Origin of the sequence: Actinomyces respiraculi (genome assembly GCF_014595995.2) — a bacterium.
Classification (GTDB): domain Bacteria; phylum Actinomycetota; class Actinomycetes; order Actinomycetales; family Actinomycetaceae; genus Actinomyces; species Actinomyces respiraculi.
Genome location: NZ_CP063989.1, coordinates 273,340 through 289,603 on the forward strand (window position 1 = coordinate 273,340; position 16,264 = coordinate 289,603).

At 70.7% G+C, this 16,264-nt stretch carries 10 protein-coding genes, 1 tRNA gene and 2 riboswitches; of the genes, 8 read left to right on the plus strand and 3 right to left on the minus strand.

The window, feature by feature from the left end:
* The first annotated feature begins 50 nt into the window (after window positions 1–50).
* A complete protein-coding gene (locus tag ID810_RS01155) occupies window positions 51–1,496 on the plus strand; it encodes an NCS2 family permease (RefSeq protein WP_166857137.1) in 1,446 nt (481 codons plus the stop codon).
* Window positions 1,497–1,696: 200 nt separating this feature from the next.
* On the opposite strand, the gene ID810_RS01160 is transcribed toward ID810_RS01155, so the two are convergent.
* From ID810_RS01160 to ID810_RS01170, 3 genes are read right to left on the minus strand one after another with little or no spacing between them, the layout of a single operon-like run.
* On the minus strand, window positions 1,697–2,335 hold the full coding sequence (locus ID810_RS01160; RefSeq protein ID WP_166857139.1) for a hypothetical protein: 639 nt from the start codon (window positions 2,333–2,335) through the stop codon (window positions 1,697–1,699).
* 33 nt (window positions 2,336–2,368) lie between these two features.
* Window positions 2,369–2,671, minus strand: a complete 303-nt coding sequence (locus ID810_RS01165) for a Tox-REase-5 domain-containing protein (protein ID WP_166857141.1) — start codon at window positions 2,669–2,671, stop codon at window positions 2,369–2,371.
* The gene (locus ID810_RS01170; protein WP_166857143.1) at window positions 2,601–4,805 is read right to left on the minus strand and encodes a PrsW family glutamic-type intramembrane protease; all 2,205 of its coding nucleotides are present in this window, start codon (window positions 4,803–4,805) and stop codon (window positions 2,601–2,603) included. The genes ID810_RS01165 and ID810_RS01170 overlap by 71 nt, the downstream gene beginning before the upstream one ends.
* Before the next feature lie 230 nt (window positions 4,806–5,035).
* On the opposite strand from ID810_RS01170, the gene ID810_RS01175 reads away from it, so the two are divergent.
* The 7 genes from ID810_RS01175 to ID810_RS01205 all read left to right on the plus strand — a co-directional run bounded on the left by ID810_RS01175 (window position 5,036) and on the right by ID810_RS01205 (window position 16,240).
* Complete coding sequence (locus ID810_RS01175; protein WP_235931546.1) at window positions 5,036–6,481, plus strand: MFS transporter; 1,446 nt, start codon at window positions 5,036–5,038, stop codon at window positions 6,479–6,481.
* Window positions 6,482–6,587: 106 nt separating this feature from the next.
* Complete coding sequence (locus tag ID810_RS01180) at window positions 6,588–7,259, plus strand: metal-dependent transcriptional regulator (RefSeq protein ID WP_166857146.1); 672 nt, start codon at window positions 6,588–6,590, stop codon at window positions 7,257–7,259.
* A gap of 198 nt (window positions 7,260–7,457) precedes the next feature.
* A riboswitch (cyclic di-AMP (ydaO/yuaA leader) is annotated at window positions 7,458–7,610 on the plus strand.
* A 7-nt stretch (window positions 7,611–7,617) separates the two neighbouring features.
* Window positions 7,618–8,376, plus strand: a complete 759-nt coding sequence (locus ID810_RS01185; RefSeq protein WP_166857148.1) for a C40 family peptidase — start codon at window positions 7,618–7,620, stop codon at window positions 8,374–8,376.
* A gap of 223 nt (window positions 8,377–8,599) precedes the next feature.
* Window positions 8,600–8,755, plus strand: a riboswitch (cyclic di-AMP (ydaO/yuaA leader).
* A 7-nt stretch (window positions 8,756–8,762) separates the two neighbouring features.
* A complete protein-coding gene (locus ID810_RS01190; protein ID WP_166857150.1) occupies window positions 8,763–9,512 on the plus strand; it encodes a C40 family peptidase in 750 nt (249 codons plus the stop codon).
* A 189-nt stretch (window positions 9,513–9,701) separates the two neighbouring features.
* A complete protein-coding gene (locus tag ID810_RS01195; protein ID WP_166857152.1) occupies window positions 9,702–10,643 on the plus strand; it encodes a universal stress protein in 942 nt (313 codons plus the stop codon).
* A gap of 1,098 nt (window positions 10,644–11,741) precedes the next feature.
* A tRNA-Arg gene (locus tag ID810_RS01200) sits at window positions 11,742–11,814 on the plus strand.
* A gap of 244 nt (window positions 11,815–12,058) precedes the next feature.
* On the plus strand, window positions 12,059–16,240 hold the full coding sequence (locus ID810_RS01205) for a DNA helicase (protein WP_166857153.1): 4,182 nt from the start codon (window positions 12,059–12,061) through the stop codon (window positions 16,238–16,240).
* Window positions 16,241–16,264: the final 24 nt, after the last annotated feature.

Consider the following 16,264-nt stretch of genomic DNA (forward strand, 5'->3'; position numbering starts at 1 on the left):
GACGAGCATCCCGGCGCGCAGGGGCGGCCACCTGAGGAAGAATCCGGTGGGTGAGTGCAACAACCACCCCCCGTTCCCAGAGCGCGCAGGCCCCCTCCAGCGCCCTCGACCGATTCTTCCGCATCACCGAGCGCGGCTCCACCGTGGCCCGTGAGGTCCGTGGCGGTTTCGTCACCTTCTTCGCGATGGCCTACATCCTCGTGCTCAACCCGCTCATCCTGTCGGCGACGAGCGACGTCTCCCAGACGGCGATCGCCTCCGGCACCGCCGCCGTCGCCGGCGTCATGACGATCCTCATGGGCCTGATCGCCAACTTCCCGATGGGCATGGCGGCCGGCCTGGGCATCAACGCCATGGTCGCCTACACGCTCGTCGGCGCGAACGGCATGACCTACGCCGACGCCATGGGCCTGATCGTCATCGAGGGTGTCATCATCCTCGTCCTGGTGCTCACGGGCTTCCGTGAGGCGGTCTTCCGGGCCGTGCCCGCCTACCTCAAGACGGCCATCAGCGTCGGCATCGGCCTGTTCATCGCCCTCATCGGCCTCATCAACGCCAAGATCGTCGGCCCCGGCGGCACCCCGCTCGAGCTCGGCCTGGGCGGCAGCCTCCAGGGCTGGCCGGTCCTCGTCTTCCTCTTCGGCCTGTTCCTCATCGTGGTGCTCTACGTGCGCCAGGTGAAGGGCGCGATCCTCATCGGCATCCTGTGCTCCACCGCCGTCGCCGTCGTCATCGAGGCGATTGCGCACCTGGGCCCCTACAACCCCGAGGACAACCCGACCGGCTGGTCCCTGTCGGTGCCGGCCCTGAGCGGCTCGCCGGTGTCCCTGCCGGACTTCTCCACCTTCTTCCAGTTCAACCTCCTGGGCTCCATCGAGAAGGTCGGCATCGTCTCCGTCGTCCTGCTCGTCTTCTCCCTCATGCTCGCGGACTTCTTCGACACGATGGGCACGATGGTCGCCGTCGGCTCTGAGGCCGAGCTTCTGGACGAGCAGGGCAACCCGCCGCGCATGCGCGAGATCCTCATCATCGACTCGCTGTCCGCGGTCGCCGGTGGTGTCGGTGGCGTGTCCTCCAACACCTCCTACGTCGAGTCCGCCTCCGGTGTCGGCGAGGGTGCCCGTACGGGCCTGGCCTCCGTGGTCACGGGCGTGCTCTTCCTGGCCTCGATGTTCCTGGCCCCGCTGGTGACGATGGTGCCCTACGAGGCGGCGACCCCCGCCCTGGTCATCGTCGGCTTCCTCATGATGATGCAGGTGACGGAGATCGACTGGAAGCGTCCGGAGATCGCCCTGCCGGCCTTCATCACGATCATCATGATGCCCTTCTCCTACTCGATCACCAACGGCATCGGCGCGGGCTTCATCGCCTTCCTCGTTGTGCAGATCGCGCGCGGCAAGCTCAAGGAGGTCCACCCGCTCATGTGGCTCACCTCGGCCCTGTTCGTCGTGTACTTCACGCTCGAGCCGATCAAGGCGATCCTCGGCGTCGGCTGACACTGCGGCCTCCACGGCGATCCCTCGCTGAGCACGAGGCGGCGGCCCCACCGGGCCGCCGCCTCGTCGTCGGAGCGTAGGATATGACGACCGCCCGGACCGTCGTTTGCCGGGCGGTCACGCCGCACCGACCCACTAACCCCACACGAAACCAGAGGCATCCGTCACCCGTGTCCACGCCCCTTGGCGGTGTGGTGTCGCTACCACTGGTCGAGGATGTCGGGGTAGGTGTCGGGTGTGCCGAAGGTGCACAGGGTGCCGTGGGTGGTGGGTTCGGTGCGGGTGGCGAGTTGGAGGGCGTGTGCGTGGTGGGGTGAGGTGGTGGAGAAGAACATCTTCCAGCCGGGTGAGTACGTGAAGGGGGCGGGGCCGCCTCCGTACATGTAGGCGCTCTTCCTGAGTAGGTTCATGGTTCCGATGGTGGGGGCGAGGACGGTGATGGATGTGCGCATGATGGCGTCGGCGAGGTCCTCGCTGGCGTCGATGGCCGCACTCAGCTGTACGCCGCCTTCGAGGGAGACTCCCATGTCGCCGGGTTCGGGCAGATTGAAACTGATAAGGGTTTTGGAACCTTGCCCGTCGATGGTGCCGACGAAGGTGGGTGAGCAGGTGAAGATGGGCAACTCAGTGCGGGTCTCGGCGTCGAGGATGCGCTGGGTGAGCTCGGCTTCGGTGATGGGTGGTGAGGCGTAGGCCTTCTTGCGGCTGTCACTGGTGGGTCGCCACAGTGACAGGGCGGGTGTCAGAGGGGCCAGGGCCTGCATCCACGTCCAGACCCGGTGTGCGTCGTCCTCAAGTTTGTCTGTACGACGGGTTCGGAAACTGATGTACCAATCCATGGAGAAGTTCCTTTCGCGTGCGTGCTTGGTGTCTCACGCGTTGGGTGTGAAGATCAGATCGATGTCCGCGGGGAACAAACCTTGCCGCTGAAGGTTGCGCACATACTCGAGTGCTCCGTCGTCGGCGAAGTGCCACTGGATGGGAGTGCCGGGGCGGGTGTTGCGGACGGCAGTGATCTGACGGTGTGCCTGCTCGACGATCTCATCTCGGGCCCTGGTCGCCCAGTCCTCGTTGAGGAGCGCGTCCCAGCGCGGTCCCTTGGCCTCAATGAGAGTAGTGCCATCCCAGCCGTCGAACTCGATCCCGTCGACGTGGTAGGAGTCCTGCACCCGCACGCCTGTGACCTGCTCCTCGTAGAGCTGGGCGCGTAGCGAGCCGTTGTTGCTGCCCGGCCCCCACGCGCCGGGCCCGCCGCCACGCACCTCGCGCACCCCCGACGTGATGACAGCCCGGCCCCCACGCGCCGGGCCCGCCGTCGGCGTGCCCGTGGGGGACGCTACGTACCCCGGGGTAGTGTGTGCCGTCAGTCAAATCGTTGGACGGATGGCCGGGGCGGGCGCCCCCAGTCTCGTCCCGGAGGAAGCGCCGCACGGCGGCACGTCGCTCAGCGGCGTAGGAGTGCCACGCGTGACGGTTGTGCCGCCACAGGTAGGCGCCCCAACGGCTTTCCCGGTAGGCATAGTAGGACAGGCGTCCCGCCTGACCCCCGAGGTAGCCCAGCACCCCGCCGCCCAGGGAGGTCAGGACCCATAGCGCGACCTCAGCCGCGATCTCACCAGGAGTATGGGTTGCTAGGTAGGAGCGCACCGCTCCTCGCGGGTCCCGCAGGAAGGCGGCCCCGCCGCGAAGTGCGCTCATCACCGTCATCAGGCCCATGCCGACGTTGAGCGCCATGCCCAGCGTTCCACCCGACAAGACGACAATTGCCCCAGCGACCAGCAGCAGCAGTCCCTTCTGCCCCCAGGACAGGGAGTCCCACACATCCGCCAGGCCCTCCAGGACACCGGCGAGCCAGAACACGTCGGTCTCACCGAGGCTCACCGCCAGCGAGTGGGTGAGCGGCGGTACTGTCGTGAGCACCAGCAGTCCGAGCACCGCGGCGCAGGCGGCGGCAACGCGGGTGCGCCACCACTGCTCGGGTGGCGGGTCGAGTTGCTCGCGTGCCGCGTCCTGGCGGGCCAGGCGCAACCGGATGAGCGTCTCCGTTGGCAGTCCGGGTCGGCGGGTCGTCTGCGCCTCGCGCACGCTCATGAGGACCGCACGGACCTCCAGGGCGGTCGTGGCCACGAGGTCGACGACGTCGGCGGCCAGCGCCCTCCACCCGCTGCCGGGCAACCTCAGCCAGGCCGACCCGGGCAGCCGGTGCCAGGTTCGCCACCGCCACCGGCCCCACCGGCCGCCGCCATCGTCGCCCTCCAACGAGAGGGTGTAGCCGCTGGCCCACAGCGTGCGCACGTCCACCACCCAGGCGATGGCGAGCATGACGAACAGGAGCAGCCCCCGCCCGTGGCCGTTGCCGGTCAGGGTGGCAGTGGCACCCACTGGCCACCATGGTGCCTCGCCTCCTGTCCGCGACCACAGGCTGGAGTACGAGCCGTTGCGTCCCATGTGGTCGACGACCGCCATCCACCACGCGCCCGCTACCAGCGCCCCCGCACCAGCGCGTGCCAGCACCCGTCGGGCACCGCCCAGGCGGGATGCGCGTCGCCATGTCACGAGTGCTAGGCCCGCCGCCCCCGCAATCAGGCCGGTGACTACGCCATGTCCCGCGAACATGACGTACTCGCCCGCAGCGCCCGAGATCGGGTTGAGGGAGAAGACGCTGATGCCCCGGCACTCGAGCGCCTCGGTGCCCGTGGAAGGGCACGCCAGGGCCGTCAAGAGATCGAACAACCCGCTGGGCTTACCCAGCAGCACCAACCGCCTGGCCGTCTCCTCCACTGTGGTGAACGCCGTTCCGCAGGCGACGCCCAGTACCAGCCAGTCGCTGACAAGGAGACGACGGGTGCGTCCGGGGGCGATCAGGCCCAGCGCGACGAGCGGCACCAGCTTGAGGGTCTCCTCCACAAGAGAGGCGACCACCACCGCCGCCGAGGCACTGCTCACGGACACCTCGGCGGCCAGGGCAAGTCGGGCGGAGACCAGGGCTGCCAGCGGTGCCAGCACCATCCCCACTGAGAACACGCCCGACACCAGCGACCACGAGACGGTCTTGGCGCGTGCGAGCAGGAACCACGCGGCCATCGCCCATACGCACCCCACCCAGGCTCCGAGCGCCGTGCGCATGAGTGGCCAGACCGCCACGGCGATCAGTACGACGACGAGTGCCGCCCATGTCACCACCACACGTACACGCCTGAGCGGTGCGAGCGTCCGCGCGCCCGCCAGGCGCGCCCCGAGGTCCTCCCACCACTCGCGACGGGGCTCCGACTGCCCGCCGGGGTGCGTGAACGGCTCGAACTCGGACATGGGCCCCTTGACCTCGTGCGCGGGGACCGGGTCAGCGCTCCCCGATAAGACGTAACGTGGGTCACACTACCGTTATCGTCTCGGAACCAGCGACCTATGGGCGGAACGTCGGGAGCGGAGCCCCGTACGTCGGAGCGTAGGATATGACGACCGCCCGGACCGTCGTTTGCCGGGCGGTCACGCCGCACCGACCCACCAACCCCACACGAAACCAGAGGCATCCGTCACCCGTGTCCACGCCCTCCCGAACCTTCGACTCCCTGAAGTTCTACAACTACCGGATCTGGTTCATCGCGGCCCTCGTGACCAACACGGGCACCTGGATGCAGCGCGTGGCCCAGGACTGGCTCGTGCTGCGCGTGCTCACCGACGACTCCGCCTCCGCCACCGGCGTCACGACGGCGCTGCAGTTCCTGCCCGCCATGCTCCTATCGGCCCACGCCGGCCTCATCGCGGACCGCGTCGACCAGCGCCGCTTCCTCATCGCCACCCAGACCTTCATGGGCGTGGTCTCCCTGCTGCTCGGGATCGACGCCGTCCTCGGGCGCGCCGAGCTCTGGCACGTCTACCTCGCCGCCCTGTTGTCCGGCCTCGGCGCCGCCTACGACGCCCCGGCCCGCCAGGTCTTCGTCTCGCGGATGGTGCCCCCGAGCCACCTGTCCAACGCCGTCGGACTCAACTCCGCCTCCTTCAACGCGGCCCGCCTGCTCGGGCCGGCGGCCAGCGGCGTCGCCATCACCTGGGTGGGACCCGGCTGGGTCTTCATCCTCAACGCCGCGACCTTCCTCGTGCCCGCCGTCGCCCTGATGCTCATGCGCGCGAACGAGCTCTATGACGTGCCCCGCGTCGCACGCGCCAAGGGGCAGCTGCGTGAGGGGCTGGCCTACGTGCGCTCGCGCAGCGACATCGTGGTCATCATCGTCGTCATCTCCGTGGTGTCGATGCTCACCCTCAACTACCAGGTGACGATGGCGGCCATGGTGCGCAGCGCCTTCGACCTCGAGTCCGACGCCTACGGCACCGTCTCCTCCATCTTCGCCGTCGGCTCGCTCGGCGGCGCCCTGTGGGCCGCGCGCCGCAAGGCCCCCAGGGTGCGCACGCTCGTCATCGCCTCCTTCCTCCTGGGCGTCTCCAGCCTCGTGATGGCGGTGATGCCCACCTACCCGCTCTTCGTCCTGTCCACCATCCCCGTGGGCCTCGCCGTGCTCACGGTCCTCACCAGCGCCAACCAGAGCGTCCAGCTCACGACCGAGCCCTCGATGCGCGGGCGCGTGATGAGCATCTACATGCTCTTCTTCCTGGGGACGACCCCGATCGGCTCGCCGCTCATGGGCTGGGTCTCGGACCAGTGGGGGCCCAGGGTTGCGATTGCCGTGGGCGGGGCGGCCGCCGTCGTCGTCTCCGTCCTGGCGGGACTGTGGGCCCGCAGGCAGTGGCAGGTCGGGCTGGCCTACTCCTCCTCGCGTCCGTTCTTGTCCACCGTGGGTCCACGCGAGCGGGCCCTGGAGGTCGGGCGGGCCGACGGCGACGCCCGGGCTGAGGAGGGGGCCGTCGAGGGGGCGCCGCCCCAGGCGGGTGACGACGGCGACGGCTGGGATGCTCAGGAGGGTCGGGTCGACGTCGATGACGGACGGGTCGATGACGCCGACGGCCGGGCTCCCGGGAGTCCTCGTTGACCGGCCGATATCCTGCCGGGAGCGGTTGACGCGCCCAAGGCCCGCCCGCCGTCCGTACCCGGGACGGCACGGGCCGCTGCCCCGATACCCCGAGGAGGACCCGACTATGAGCGAGCTTATCGACACCACCGAGATGTACCTCAAGACGGTCTACGAGCTGGAGGAGGACGGCGTTCTTCCGCTGCGCGCGCGCATTGTCGAGCGCCTGGGGCACTCCGGCCCGACGGTCTCCCAGACGGTCGGGCGCATGGAGCGCGACGGGCTCATCCGGGTCGCCGAGGACCGCTCCCTCGAGCTGACCGACGAGGGTCGGCGCGTGGCCACCGAGGTGATCCGAAAGCACCGTCTTGCCGAAAGGCTGCTGCTGGACGTCATCGGGCTGGACTCGCGTCTCATCCACGAAGAGGCCTGTCGCTGGGAGCACGTGATGAGTGAGCAGGTCGAGGACCGGCTTGCCGAGATTCTCGACGACGTCACCACCGACCCCTTCGGCAACCCCGTGCCGGCGCGCGCCGTCGGCCACCCGCACCCGGCCGCTGAGGATCTGTCGGCGGATCGTGCCGTGCGCGAGGTCGAGGTCGAGGGGACTGTGCGCCGCATCGGCGAACCCATCCAGGCGGACACCGAGCTCATCGCCGAGCTCATCGATGCGGGCATTGTCCGGGGGGCCCGGGTGCGGCTGCGGCGGGTGAGTGGCGGTGTGCGCATTGTCTCCGACGCCGAGGACCCCGTTGTCCTGCCCAACGACGTTGCCCGGCACCTCTTCCTCGCGCGCTGAGCGCGCTCCGATGGCCTGCCAACCGCTTGATGGGTGCCATGAGGTCGTAGTGGTGGGTGTTCTCAAGCTTTTACACAAATGTAACGTGAGTCACGAAGATGAGTGCCATCTCTCCAGGACGTCGCCGACCTGTTCGGGTAGCGTGTGACCTGGATGTCCCCTAGGGGATGTCCCCCATGCCGAGGCTCAATCCTGCCGCTCGGTCTGGGGCCAACCGCATAGGCTAGGAACGGGGGACCCAATCTCGGCGCCGGACACCATCCAGCGTCTTGGGGTGAAGCCCGCTTCGGCGGGCCGAGCGTCTCCAGCTCGAACCCGACAGCTCACCCCGTCGGCACCACAGGAGAAGAACCGTCATATGACCACACGCCCCGCTGCACGTCACCGCCAGGCATCCCGCCCGCTGACGCCGCTGTCGAGCCTCGCCCCGTCCACCCGTCGTGGGCTTGCCGTCGCCGCTTCGTCCGGCCTGGCCCTGACGATGATCGCCACCGGCGCCAACGCTGCCTCTGGCACTGAGGTTGCCGACTCCGCTGGTTCGCTGGACGCCTCCCTGGGCACCCTCACTGCTGAAGTACGCAGCGCTGTGACCACCAATGCCCCGGTCGTCGCCGAGGCGGCTGCGCAGGAGATCGCCTCCGACGCCGCCGTTGAGGTCGTCGAGACCGCCGACCAGGCCGCCGCCCGCGCCGCTGAGGAGCAGGCCGCCGCCGAGGCGGCTGCGGCGGCCGAGCAGGTCGGCTATGCGACCCAGGCGCCCGCCGACGGCTCGGACCGCGCCCCGAGGGCCAGCGCTGGCGGCATCGCTGCCACCGCCACGCAGTACGTCGGCTCCCCCTACCTCAGCGGAGGCGCCAGCCCCGCTGGTTTCGACTGCTCCGGCCTCGTGGCCTACGTCTACAGCCTGCACGGCATCGCCGTGCCGCACTCCTCGAGCCAGATCCGCGCTTCCGGCACCGCCGTCTCCGCCGCCGAGGCTCAGCCCGGTGACGTGCTGTGGTGGCCCGGCCACGTGGCCATCTACGCCGGCAACGGCATGATGGTCTCGGCCAACAACCCGTCTGTCGGCGTGGTTTACGAGTCGGTTGACTCGGGCGCGACCTACCTGCGCTTCTGATCCGTCTCCTGACGTTTCACGACGGCGCCCCCTTCCGAAACGGAAGGGGGCGCCGTCGTGCTCCTGGTGGCCTGAGCCTGCGCCAGGGGCGCGCGTGGCGATCGTCACGGCGCGAGGTGTGGGCTCCCTAACGAAAGCGTGACGCGAGGTCGGAGTCTCGGGTAGCGTCCTAGGTGATGCCGACCTTGGTTGGCATCGTCGTCGGAACGGGGCTCAGTCCTGCCGCTCGCTCCGGCGGCTTCCAGAACACGGCAGGAACGGGGGGAACCACGTGTGGTCCCGGAGCAATCCGGAACCTTGGGGTCAAGCCCACTTCGGTGGGCCGGGCGTCTCCAGCTCGAACCCGACAGCTCACCCCGTCGGCACACCAGGAGATCATCTCGATTATGACCACCCGTCACCGCAAGGCCTCACGACCGCTGACGCCGCTGTCGAGCATGGCCCCTGCTACCCGTCGTGGCCTTGCTCTCGCCGCCTCCTCCGGCATGGCGATCACCATGCTCACCTCCGGTGCCAATGCCGCCTCGAGCACTGAGGTGGCCGACTCGGTCGGCTCGCTGGACGCCTCCCTGGGCACCATCACGCTCGACGCCCGCGCGGCCGTTGCCACCAACGCCGCCATCTCGGTCAGTGCCGGCGCGCAGGAGGTCGCCTCCGACGTCGCCGTCGAGGTGGAGACAGCGGACCAGGCTGCCGCCCGCGCTGCCGAGGAGCAGGCCGCGACTGCCCGAGCGCAGGCCGCGGCTGCCCGCGAGCAGGCCGCGACTGCTGAGGCCTCCACCACGACCACCGCCGCCAACCCGGGCGGCTCGTCCATCGCCGGCATTGCCATGCAGTACCAGGGCGTTCCCTACGTCACCGGCGGTGCCTCGCCGAACGGGTGGGACTGCTCCGGCTTCGTCCAGTACGTCTACGCTCAGGCCGGCATCGCCCTGCCGCGCACCTCCTACGACCAGGGCGCTGCGGGCACACTCGTCTCCGCCGCCGAGGCCCAGCCCGGCGACATCGTCTACTACGGCTACCACGTCGGCATCTATGTCGGTGACGGCATGATGGTCGACGCCGGCAACCCGGGCACCGGCACCGTCTACCGCCCGGTCTGGGGATCCCCGAGCGGTTACGTCCGCGTCGGCTAACGCCGTTCCTCACGCACTGCGCACGAGGGCCCCGACCTGCCACGGTCGGGGCCCTCGCCGTCGTCATGCCCCCGGCGAAGCGCACCGGACACGACGTCGGAATTCAGGAAAGTGGTTTGGAGCACAGTGCCCCTTCGTTACAGAATGGGGGTGTCGGACAGGCGACGCCCGAAGAAAGGGGCAGAACTCATGAACGAAGACAAAGTCGTCCTCGTCGGCGTGGACGGATCACCGGAGTCGTTCGGAGCGGTGGACTGGGCGGTCGCCCGCGCCGCACGCAACGGCTGGCGCGTCCACATCCTGTGTGCCTACTCGCTCCCCTCGTTCACGACTGCCTCCCTCGACGGCGGCTACGCGGCCCTGGATGACAGCGCCATCCGCGCCGGGGCACAGGCCGTCGTCGACGAGGCTGTTGCCCGTGCCCAGGGCCAGGGGGTGAAGGTCTCCAGCTCGCTCGAGACGGGTGACCCGGCCGGTGTGCTCGTGGACCTCAGTGAGGATGCCGCCATCGCCGTCGTCGGCACGCGTGGCGGCGGAGGCTTCGCCGACCGGCTGCTCGGTACCGTCTCCTCGGCCCTGCCCGCGCACTCCCACTGCCCGACCGTCGTCGTGCCCCGCCACACCGAGGGCGCCGCCTATACGCCGGTCAAGCGCATCGTCGTTGGTGTGGACGGCTCGGACTCCGCGCGCAAGGCCCTGCGCCACGCCGTGCGGGAGGCTGAGGCCTGGGGGGCTGAGCTCACCGCCGTTGCGGCCGTGCCCATGTCCACCGGAGCCGGCGCCCTGGCCTGGCTGCCCGCCGCCGTGGACCGTGACCAGGTCCTGGCCGACGTGAGGGCGGGGCTCGACCGCGCCATCGCGGAGGCGCTGGACGGACACTCCGGTGTCACCGTGCGCCGGCACGCGCTCGACGGCAACGCCGCCCAGCTCATGAGCGAGTTCTCCACAGCCGTTGACCTCGTCATCGTCGGCTCGCGCGGGCGCGGCGGCTTCTCCGGCCTGCTGCTGGGCTCCACGAGCCAGGGTGTGCTCTCGCACGCCGCCTGCCCCGTCATGGTGGTGCCGTGGCGTGTCAAGGAGGGCGACCCCGTCCCCGAGCGCAACTCCGGCACCCCGTGGGGACGCGCCTGACGCGTGAGGCACGCGCGCTCGACCGAACTTCTCGGTTTGCTGTCGGGAGTGCGGTGTTGTGTCGTTGTGGTGTCTTGGGGCGTTGGTGGCGGTTCTGCCTCAAGGGCGTTGGTGGTAGTTCTGTCCCAGGGCGTCGGTGGCGGTTCTGTCCCAGGGCGTCGGTGGCAATTCCGGGGGTTTGTGGGGGTGGGGACGCTTCTGGTTGGTCGTGGTGGTGGTGTGCTCCGGCACCCTGCTGTGCTGAGCCCGTGACGGTTTGAGCCTGGCGTCGGCATCCGTCGGCGGCCGGCCGCCGGCGGGGCTGGGGGCGTGCCCCGCAGGGTGGCGGCAAGGGGGGGCTCGCACGCTCATGTGACAGGTGTTAACGGTTGCACTGGGGTTTGCGGTGGTGGCCCACGCTCCCATGTGCGTGGGCGGCTTCCGTGCACATGGGAGCCGGCGCACTGGAGGGCACCGGTCGACAAACCCTAGCAATGGCGCCGTTGTCGACGAGTGTCGAAAACTGTGAGCGTGCAAGCCCCGGGCCCCGCGGCGCCCGCCTGCACCGTGCTGGTGTGATCACCGCGATTCTCCTCCAGGGCGCTCCGACCGCGTCGCCCGCCTGCACCGCGCTGGTGTGCGTGCGGCGGGCACCAACCACGGCCGGCGCCGACCACCGACGTCCGGGCTCCCGCGATCATGCCGTGTTCCTCCTGGCGGGATGAGCGTCGAGGCCGGCCGTGTGCGCCGTGTGGGGCACGTGCCTGCCTGGCACCCGGCCCCACCGGGGGGGGGCGGGGCGCCTGATGCACCTCTTGGCCACAGCCCGCCCCGACCTGTCTGGGCGCCGCAGAAACCACGGAACCCCAACGACCTGAGAAGTCGCGACACTCTCTGACCAGGGATCAGTGACAGGTGCCGGGCCCCAGCTCCCCCACCGGCGCGCCACGGCAGCGGATCTGGGCACACACAGCAACAGCTCCCAAGCGCCACCGACGTCCTAAGACATCACAACGGCCAAACACCGTACTCTCCAGAGCAAAACAAGGGGTTCGATGCTGGCGGGCATGGGGGCAGGGTGGCGGGGCACGGGCCTGACGCTGGTAGTGTTGCCGACAGGCCCTCGTAGCTCAGGGGATAGAGCACCGCTCTCCTAAAGCGGGTGTCGGACGTTCGAATCGTCTCGGGGGCACGCAAGCCCCTGGTGCTCCAGGGCATGCAGATCGGGGCTCGGGGTCGCGAAAGCGCTCGGAGCCCCGATCTCCGCTCTTATCTCCTCTCTATGCCCGCACATCGGCACCACGGGCCGTCGTTCTTAGCCTGGACGGCCTCGGGGACGATGATCCCCTTGTGACGACGAGCTCGATGTGCGCTTGCCTCCCTCGTCCCGGTGCGCCGCCGCGGTGCGCCGCCTACCGCCCGATATGTTGTGGGATATGACGCCCTCACTCTTCTCATTCGGCCGCAACCGCCGCGAGACCGCCGCGTCCCAGGACGCGGCGGAGGGCACTACCGCGTCCGCGCCGAGCGCCCCCACCGAGCCGCCCGTCCCGGCGCCGCTCAGCGCCCGCTCCCAGGCGGTCGAGGAGGCCCTCGCTACTTGGCGCCAGGAGCTCGTCGACCTCGGCGGGGTCGCCAGCCTCGATGACATCACCCTGCTCGACGGCGTCGTCGACCTCACGGCGGCCCACCCCTCGGGCATCGCCCAGCTCTACGCCGGGCGCGCCACCCTCCTGTCCAGCCTCGTGCGTGAGCGCAGCGCCCTCGGCGTCGCCCGCCAGTCCCTGCGTGAGGTCGCCGGGCGAACGGACCTGCTGGCCCGGCAGTTCGGTGTCGCCCCCGTCTACCTGGCCATCGGCGTCGCCTCCTGGACCCAGGTGGTCGAGCCCGACGGCGAGGGACCCGACAGCGAGGGACCCGTCGCGCCTGAGGCTGCCGACAGTGCCGGCACCGGCGCCCCTGCCGACAGCACCCCTGCTGACGCCGATGCCGTGGATCCGGCCCCCGTCCCCTTCACCCGCAGTGTCAACGCCCCGGTCCTCCTGCGCCCCGTGCGCCTGGCCGCCACCAGCACGGACACCGCCATCACCCTCGACCCCTCCGTCGAGCTCAACCCGGTCCTCACCCGGGCGCTGCGCGAGGCCGGCTCCAGCGCCGACGTCGAGGCCCTGGCCAGCGACTCCCTGTCCGCCGAGGGCTTCACCCCCCGTGCCGCCCTCACCCGCATCGGCTCGCTCGGCCGTGAGTTCCTGCGCGACTTCATCGTCCATGAACGTCTGGTCATCGGCGCCTTCGTCCACCCGGGCCAGGCCCTGGTCGAGGACTTCGACGCCACCCTCGAGCGCTCCCGAGCCTCCGCCCTCGTCGCCGCCCTCGCCGGCGACGAGCCCGCCCGCCAGGCCCTCGACGTCGCCCTGCCCCCCGCCCAGCTCACGGACCGCGCCCCCGAGCAGGAGCGGGGTGCCGGAGACCTCGACGTCGCCCAGCTCGCCGCCGTCGAAGCCGTCTCCTCCGGCGCCTCCATCCTCCTGGACGCGCCTCCGGGCTCCGACGTCGCCGCGACCCTGGCCGCCGTCCTCGCCGACGCCGCCGCCTCCGGCCGCACCGTCCTGCACGTGCCCGCCACGAGTGCAGACGGCCACGCCGTCGCCGATGCCCTGGGCGAGCTGGGGCTGGGAGGCCTGGTCCTGGACCTCACGGAGGACGCGGCCTGGCGCCGCCACGCGGCCGAGGCCATCAAGGAGTCCCTGGGCGCCCAGCCGCCGGAGCTGGACGTCGCCGCCATCGTCGACCTGCGTGAGCGCCTGACCACCCTGCGTGAGCGCCTGGGCGGCAGCGTCGACGCCCTCCACGAGGACCGTGAGCCCTGGGGTGTGTCCGCCTACGAGGCTCTTCAGCAACTCGCCGAGCTCACCAGCGGCCGTGCCCGCACCCGCACGACTGCCCGCGTCGCCGGGCACGGTCTGCCGCGTCTGGACGAGGCGGGGCGGGAGCGTGCCCGCACCCTGCTGCACCGCGCCCACAGCCTGGGCATCCTGAGTGGGCGGCGCACGTCGTCGGCCTGGAGCAGCCTGACGGTCACGGACATCGACGAGGCCACGGACGCCCTCGCCCGGCTCACCCGCCTGACCGACGACCTCCTGCCCGCGGTGCTCCAGGACATCGCCGACGCCGCCTCCACCACGGGCATGACCCGCGCCACCACCCTGGCCGAGTGGGTGGAGCAGCTGGAGGTGCTCGACTCCATCCGCGACAGCCTCGACGTCTTCGTGCCGGAGGTCTTCGAGCGCTCCGCCGCGGACATGGTCATCGCCACCGCCACCAAGCAGTGGCGCGAGACGCGTTCCTTGCATATGAGCGCTTCGGACCGGCGTCGCTTCACCAAGCAGGCGAAGGACCTCGTGCGCCCCGGCCGCGCGGTGGAGGATCTGCACGCCGAGCTCGTCAAGGTCCAGCATGCTCGCGAGAAGTGGCGCCACCACCACCCCGACGGCGGCTGGCCGCGGCTCCCGCAGCACCTGGACGTCATGGAGGACTCCGCCACCCGGGCCCGGGAGGTTCTCGAGCAGCTGCAGCCCCTGTTCGGGACCGCTGAGGACTCTCCTGTCCTCATCGATATCGGGCTCGATGACCTCCTGGCCCGGGCGCGGGCTCTGGTCGACGACGACGTCACGGCCCAGAAGCTTCCCGAGGTCAATCGGGTGGTCCGCGAGCTGGATGAGCTCGGACTCGCGCCCCTGGTGGCGGACCTGGCCGAGCGCGGGGTGCCGGACGAGGAGCTGGACGCCGAGCTCACCTACTGCTGGTGGGCCTCCGTGCTCAGCCGCCTCCTGCGCGAGGATTCGCGCCTGGTGGGCCTGGACACCGGTGTGCTGGCCGAGTGGGCGGAGGCGCTGCGCGACCTGGACACCATGCAGGTGGACACCCTGCCGGGGCCGGTCGGCCAGGCCTGGGCTGAGCGCGTGCACACTGCCGTCGAGGAGGACAAGGATCAGGCCCGCTCCCTGTACGTGGCCCTGTCGCGCGAGGACGGTGTGCCGCTGCGGGAGATTCTGGCGCGCCATCCGGTGGCGATGGTCGCCAAGCCCGTGTGGATCGTCCCGCCGACCCTGGTGCCGCAGGTCTTCGACCCGCAGGCGGTTGTCGACCTTGCCGTCCTGGACGCGAGTGCCCCGATCCCGGTCTCGCAGGTGCTGCCAGCCTTCGTGCGCGCCGAGCAGGTGCTTGTCGTGGGTGACCCGCGCCGGGCCACGAGCGGGCTGGCCTCCGAGCTCGGCCCGCTGCTGCCCCGCGTGACGCTGCCGACGACGCGCAACACCCTGGACGCTGAGATCGCGGCCTTCCTTGCCCGCAACGGCTATGAGGACGTGGTCGAGGCCGTGCCCGCACCGCCGGGCGCCCTGGGCCTGAGCCTCGACCTCGTGGACGGGCGGGGCATGCCGGCCCCGGGGCAGACGGCGGTGGAGTCGGTGCCGGCGGAGGTCGAGCGGGTGGTCGACCTCGTCATCGAGCACGCCCTCACGCGCCCGGAGGAGTCCCTGGGGGTCGTGGCCCTCAACGCCCGCCACGCCGAGGAGCTGCGCCGGGCGACGACGTCGGCCGCCGCCGGCTCGCCGGCGCTGGAGGGCTTCTTCGCGGGGGGCATCGCAGAGCCCTTCGTCGTCGTCGACCTCAGTGAGGCCCGTTCCCTGCGCCGCGACCACGTGATCGTCTCGGTGGGTTACGCCAAGACCCCGCACGGGCGCACGATCCACTCTTTCGGTGCGGTCTCGGACGCCGGTGGGATGGTGGGCCTGGTGGAGGCCCTGTGCGCCTCACGCGGCACCACCCAGGTGGTCTCGAGCCTGGGCCCCGAGGACATTGACCCGGACCGCCTGCACTCGCCGGGCGCCCGCCTGCTGCGCGAGGTCCTGGTGCGGGCCTCGGGGGAGGGTGTCGAGGAGGCGCACGCCCAGGAGCAGTCCCCGGGCCGTCTCCTGGTGGACCTGGCGGAGCAGCTGTGGCGCAAGGGCCTGACGGTCGTGCCGCGCTACGGCCTGGAGGGCGGCGTGCGCATCCCGCTGGCCATCGGGCACCCGGACTACCCGGGCGAGCTCTTCGTGGCCGTGCTTACCGACGACGCCGAGTACGTGGCTGAGCGCAGCCTGCGCCGTCGTGACCGGCACTGGGTCGAGCGCCTGCGCCGACGCGGGTGGCGGGTGCACATGGCCTTCTCCATGTCCTTGTTCGTCGACGCCGAGGCCGAGGCTGCCGCGATCGAGGAGCAGGTGCTGGCGGTGCTCAGCGCCCGCGCGGAGGTGACGACCCCGGCGGTTGCCGCGGTCCCGGCGCGTGTCGAGGAGGCGGACGACCTGCCCGCTGACGCCGTCGAGGCACAGCCCGATGCCGAGGACCGCGAGCCCGTGCGCGGCCTGCGCCCGCCAATCGCCCAGGGTCTGCCCCTGCAGGCCTACTCCGACGACCAGCTCGATGACCTGGTGGCCTGGATCCGTTCCGACGGCATTGCGCGCGAGGAGGCCGAGGAGATCGAGGAGCTGCGCGCGACGCTCGGCCTGCTGCGGCGCGGCTCCGGTATCGACGCGGTGCTCGCGAACGCGGTGCGCCGCTCACGGGCGTGAGCACCGTGGGGCGTGAGCGCCGTC

Coding starts and splice junctions, on each gene's coding strand:
- ID810_RS01180 (WP_166857146.1), top strand. CDS start 6,588: ATGAGCGAGCTTATCGACACCACCGAGATGTACCTCAAGACGGTCTAC.
- ID810_RS01185 (WP_166857148.1), top strand. CDS start 7,618: ATGACCACACGCCCCGCTGCACGTCACCGCCAGGCATCCCGCCCGCTG.
- ID810_RS01195 (WP_166857152.1), top strand. CDS start 9,702: ATGAACGAAGACAAAGTCGTCCTCGTCGGCGTGGACGGATCACCGGAG.
- ID810_RS01190 (WP_166857150.1), top strand. CDS start 8,763: ATGACCACCCGTCACCGCAAGGCCTCACGACCGCTGACGCCGCTGTCG.
- ID810_RS01170 (WP_166857143.1), bottom strand. CDS start 4,805: ATGTCCGAGTTCGAGCCGTTCACGCACCCCGGCGGGCAGTCGGAGCCC.
- ID810_RS01160 (WP_166857139.1), bottom strand. CDS start 2,335: ATGGATTGGTACATCAGTTTCCGAACCCGTCGTACAGACAAACTTGAG.
- ID810_RS01205 (WP_166857153.1), top strand. CDS start 12,059: ATGACGCCCTCACTCTTCTCATTCGGCCGCAACCGCCGCGAGACCGCC.